This window comes from Legionella sp. km772 (assembly GCF_003989735.1).
Lineage (GTDB): Bacteria > Pseudomonadota > Gammaproteobacteria > Legionellales > Legionellaceae > Legionella.
Genome location: NZ_RZGQ01000220.1, coordinates 1 through 4,163, shown reverse-complemented (window position 1 = coordinate 4,163; position 4,163 = coordinate 1). Strand labels below are relative to the sequence as shown.

The window sequence follows — 4,163 nt, the reverse complement described above, 5'->3', positions numbered from 1 at the left end:
AAAAACTCATTTAAATCACTTTGCTATTAAGTACAAATTGATTCTTAGAGCGAACCAGATTGCTTGGCAGGAGCTTAAAAATATGGCAGCTTAAAATTGACCGTGCGTAACATGAGTCATTCATTCATTAATTGATTGGCCTGAAGGTTTAGAGTATTTTCCTAATTTTATTAGCACGGCAGAAGAAAAGGAGCTTATCCTTCAGCTACAAGCGCTCTGTTGGCAAGAGGTGATTTTATTTGGGCAAGTAGCGAGGCGTAGGGTATGTCATTTTGGTTTGCTTTATAACTATGAGGGAAGAACTGTTCAAGTAACGGAGCAAGCACCTAGGTTTCTGGATGCGTTGATAGCTAGAAGTGCCCAATTAATTCAAGCACCTCCAGAGGCTATCGCGGAAATACTAGTTACTGAATATCCTATCGATGCCGGCATTAACTGGCATCGCGATGCGCCAGTCTTTAAAGATATTATTGGGATTTCGCTTGCAAGTTCCTCTTTCATTTATTTTAGGAACAGGAGCAATAAGAAAGAGCAAATTAAACTTTTCTTAGAACCCGGGTCTGCCTATATTTTGAAAAAAGCTATTCGTACGAATTGGGAGCATCGCATTCCCCCAGTTAAATTGCCCCGTTACTCTATAACGCTAAGGACTTTGGCGCTATGAACTGGCCTTATCGGTGGAGACAATAATTCTAGTCAGGACTGAGTGGATGTAATCAATGAATTAAAAGGTTAATAGGTACAACTTATCAACTGGATATGCAGGGTGTTGTTAGGGAAAAAGAAGATATATTTCAGATAAGCCTTCACCAATCAAAAATTTAATTTTTCCTACTTTTACAAAATTATTTCGTATATAGAAATTTATGGCTTTTGTTTTCGGTCCAATTATAGCGGGCATATGAATGATTATGCAATTCTATCTTTATAGCGTTAGGAGATGAGTCAAACTTAAAACCCGCTGATATGATGTAATTTTTAGAAGCCTTAGCGCTGTAAAGGCGTGTTTTCAGGTTTTTGTTCAACTCCCCAAATTTAGAACTTCTAACAAAGTATGAAATTTTTTGCGACAACCTAGGCCAGATACCTTCTTCCATAGCTTTCTTCACAACCATCCTCATACACCCGGGCAGCAGCACAAATAGAAAGTAAGCCTAGAAGAAAAAGGACCCAGGTGACGGCCAACGGAATGGAATAAGAGCTCGTATTACTATGAGTAGAATTAAAATTAGGCTTAACAGGTGCAAGGGTATTTGGTGAAGAGGTCAGTGGGTTGGAGTAAGTGGTATTAGGTGGTGGAAGAATGTCAGTGTTGACAGGAGCAAAAAGGGTTGGTGAATAGGTCTGCGGATTGAGGGAAGTTGCATTAGGTGGTGGTAGAAAACCAGAAGCAGTAGTTAAAATCGTGAGTGTAGAAAGTGAAATAAAAGTTTGCATGCTATCTCTTATCTTTAAAAATAAATAGACTGCATTTAACAAGGTTTAATGTGCCATGTAAAGGTAAAAATGTATTTATAGCAGAAGGAGATACTCTATCTGAACAAATAAAATAGATTAGCAGGATGCGCTCGACAAAACCTACAGCATTTAAATGGCGTCACTTTCATGGTGCAGTATTATGCGCCAGAGCTTAAAAAACAATGGAATGATGCCAGCATTTTAAGTAAAAACTGTGCGGTGGCAGCACAGTGGTTTTTAACAGAATTTGCAGGTATTCCAAAACCCAGTTTATCAAATGTTAGTTGGAACCACCTTATTTTTGGCATTGTTTGGCCAAGTTTTATACCATGCCCTATGATCCTTCCAGGTCGTATTATGTCTAATACTAAATTCCATATTGAAGCAAGAACTAACCCGGAAATGGCTCATCAATATTCGCGCTTATTTTTATATACGAGTATGGCTCTTGCAACACTGGTGTTTGCGGCATCAGTTTTTGCACTTGTTGTTGCTGCTACAATTCTAAGTGGCGGAATGGCAGCGCTTGCTATAACTGGATGTGCTGCTGTTGGTATAGTAAGTACCTATGGATTTTTTAAAGCCCATAACATATTATCGGCAAAGAATATCTCAGCTGAGCTGAAAAAAACGGATGAGCGACACCCATTAATTCAAGATGGCCTATTACCATATCAAGAAGAAAATTTGATTTTTTCTGCGAGTTAGGTACTTGATCTTAATTTTTTAAAGGTGAAGCCCTACTTTGTATTCTAGCTAATACAAAATAAGATATTAAAACTATCTTTTTTTTCGTGATGCAAAAAGGAATATATTGTCTATGGATAAAGCCTTTGCAAATCGTGATGAACTCCTGGTTTTGAATATATGATACACCAAAGAAATGCCAAGGAGGTAGAAATTCAAACAAATACGCATCTGCAAGAACAACTATTTGATCAATGGAATTTAATCAAAATGAGCTTAAACAATGTCATTATTCAGTCTAATTTCTAAAACAACTAATAGGGGTTAGAATGGCTGCGAAAATCAGGCCCTAGATAAAAGGTATAATGTGTACTGAGTGCGCGTTGAGCAAAGACGGACAATTTGTTGCCCGACCTACGCCTGCTTTACGAAGCACACCCAAGTCAATGAACCTAAATATGTGCGCGCTATACCAATTATTGCTTCCCGCGTACAACGCGGGAAGGGAAGAGGCAAGAGTGATCTCTAGTTTGAACTAAGCATGGACCGTCAAACTCACATAAGGTCCCTGTACACTAAAATCATTAGTTTCGAGGCCGTTTATCCTTTGAATACTGTCAAAACCTAAAGTGCCCCTGATAGTATCCATTGCGTTAAAATATTCATTAACTTGATAACCACCTTCAAGAGTAAACTGAGCTAAATTGGAATAGTTATAAGTATAATCAATACCTAATTTTCCGGTTACTGAATTGACTACTCGATTACGTTTAGGCCACTCAAATCCATAATTTGTTCCTAAGTTTACAAAGGAGTGGCTGTTCGCCTGGCCAATTAATAAGCCATAATCTAATGCGCCTACTAGTCCAAAGTTTGAACCGAAACCGTAGCGGCCATCTAAACTAAACAGAGGACCGGTTCCTTGAAATCGACTGATCATATTTCCCGGCGCGGCAAATACTAGAGAATGTTTTAGTTCTGCCCAACGAACCCCCACTGAGGTACGAATTTGATAAGCACCCGAAACATCGCTGTATTTTCTACCTACTTTTCCATCTACTTGACTCACTTTATAAGTCAATAAAGCATCGCTAACAAAACCGGGAGTGGGAGGAACTGTTGCATCAGGAAATAAAATGCTACCAAAGCCAATAGAACCATCTGAAAAATCATTTACAGCATGGGTACCATTATTTAAAAAGAGATAATTTATTTCAACATTATTTGCGGTTCCTGGAATATCATACCCGAGTTTGGCGATACCATACCATTTATAATCTGGATCAAAAGGTTTACTAATTGCCGTTGTGCCATATAACCAGCTATCTGTTACTAAACCTAAACCCGTTTCACTTGGCTGGCCATAAACTCCGCTGATACCTAAATAAAAACCGCCTGGATTATTAGCCGCACATAAAAAAGAGTTACAAACAGAACCCATTGTCCCAGCTGAGACTGTTCCTACAAGGGATAAACTTAAAAAAACAGAGGAGAGGGAAGTCTTTCTCATTTTAAATCCTTTTATTAATGTTTTAATAGCAAAAGTGGATGATTTATAAAAAAATGTCATTCAACCACATTTCAAAGTAAAAGAAAATGTCTTATTAATCGCTCCCTCAGAACACGACCCTATTTAAAGCTAATTTATGACTTTTTAACTGATTGTTTTATATAAAAAAGTTTTAATAGGGATTACAATTTACTTCCGGCATTTATTTTTATGAAATGGAGTTTTAAATGAAAAAAGCATGGGCCATTTTTCCCATCTTATTGACAAGTTCGAGTTTATTCGCAGGCAGTTTTTATGCCGGTGTTAGTGGGGGGTATCAAACCTTAACCAACACCATGGGTGGTATTGCTAATGAGTTTATAGTAGCAAATGACGTTAATAGTTATCTTTATAACTCATGTTACGCACATAAACTTGTAGTTTGACTAAAAAGCATTAGAATTCCGCCCTTAATTTTAGGGAGGGAATTAAATGGATATGCTTGATCTTTATAGTGATTATTTGATTT

Annotated in this window: 5 protein-coding genes; 3 read left to right on the top strand and 2 right to left on the bottom strand. The window is 37.6% G+C overall.

Going from position 1 to position 4,163, the window contains the following annotated elements; genetic code table 11:
- Positions 1 to 118: 118 nt before the first annotated feature.
- Positions 119 to 664: an alpha-ketoglutarate-dependent dioxygenase AlkB gene (locus ELY15_RS14085; protein WP_370449441.1), complete on the top strand. Its 546-nt coding sequence runs from the start codon at positions 119 to 121 to the stop codon at positions 662 to 664.
- A 410-nt stretch (positions 665 to 1,074) separates the two neighbouring features.
- On the opposite strand, the gene ELY15_RS14080 is transcribed toward ELY15_RS14085, so the two are convergent.
- Positions 1,075 to 1,479, bottom strand: coding sequence for a hypothetical protein (locus ELY15_RS14080; RefSeq protein ID WP_127101121.1), 405 nt, complete (start codon positions 1,477 to 1,479; stop codon positions 1,075 to 1,077).
- A gap of 126 nt (positions 1,480 to 1,605) precedes the next feature.
- Between ELY15_RS14080 and ELY15_RS14075 the strand changes: the two genes are divergently transcribed.
- Positions 1,606 to 2,166 (top strand): hypothetical protein, encoded by a 561-nt coding sequence (locus ELY15_RS14075; RefSeq protein ID WP_127101119.1) that lies wholly within the window; start codon positions 1,606 to 1,608, stop codon positions 2,164 to 2,166.
- A gap of 514 nt (positions 2,167 to 2,680) precedes the next feature.
- Here ELY15_RS14075 and ELY15_RS14065 read toward each other — a convergent pair.
- Positions 2,681 to 3,655 (bottom strand): Lpg1974 family pore-forming outer membrane protein, encoded by a 975-nt coding sequence (locus ELY15_RS14065; RefSeq protein WP_127101117.1) that lies wholly within the window; start codon positions 3,653 to 3,655, stop codon positions 2,681 to 2,683.
- 227 nt (positions 3,656 to 3,882) lie between these two features.
- Here ELY15_RS14065 and ELY15_RS14060 point away from each other — a divergent pair, with 227 nt between their 5' ends.
- Positions 3,883 to 4,080, top strand: coding sequence for a hypothetical protein (locus tag ELY15_RS14060; RefSeq protein ID WP_127101115.1), 198 nt, complete (start codon positions 3,883 to 3,885; stop codon positions 4,078 to 4,080).
- Positions 4,081 to 4,163: the final 83 nt, after the last annotated feature.

Excerpts from the sequence above, each read along its gene's own strand:
- ELY15_RS14065 (WP_127101117.1), bottom strand. The coding sequence starts at position 3,655 with ATGAGAAAGACTTCCCTCTCCTCTGTTTTTTTAAGTTTATCCCTTGTA.
- ELY15_RS14060 (WP_127101115.1), top strand. The coding sequence starts at position 3,883 with ATGAAAAAAGCATGGGCCATTTTTCCCATCTTATTGACAAGTTCGAGT.
- ELY15_RS14075 (WP_127101119.1), top strand. The coding sequence starts at position 1,606 with ATGGTGCAGTATTATGCGCCAGAGCTTAAAAAACAATGGAATGATGCC.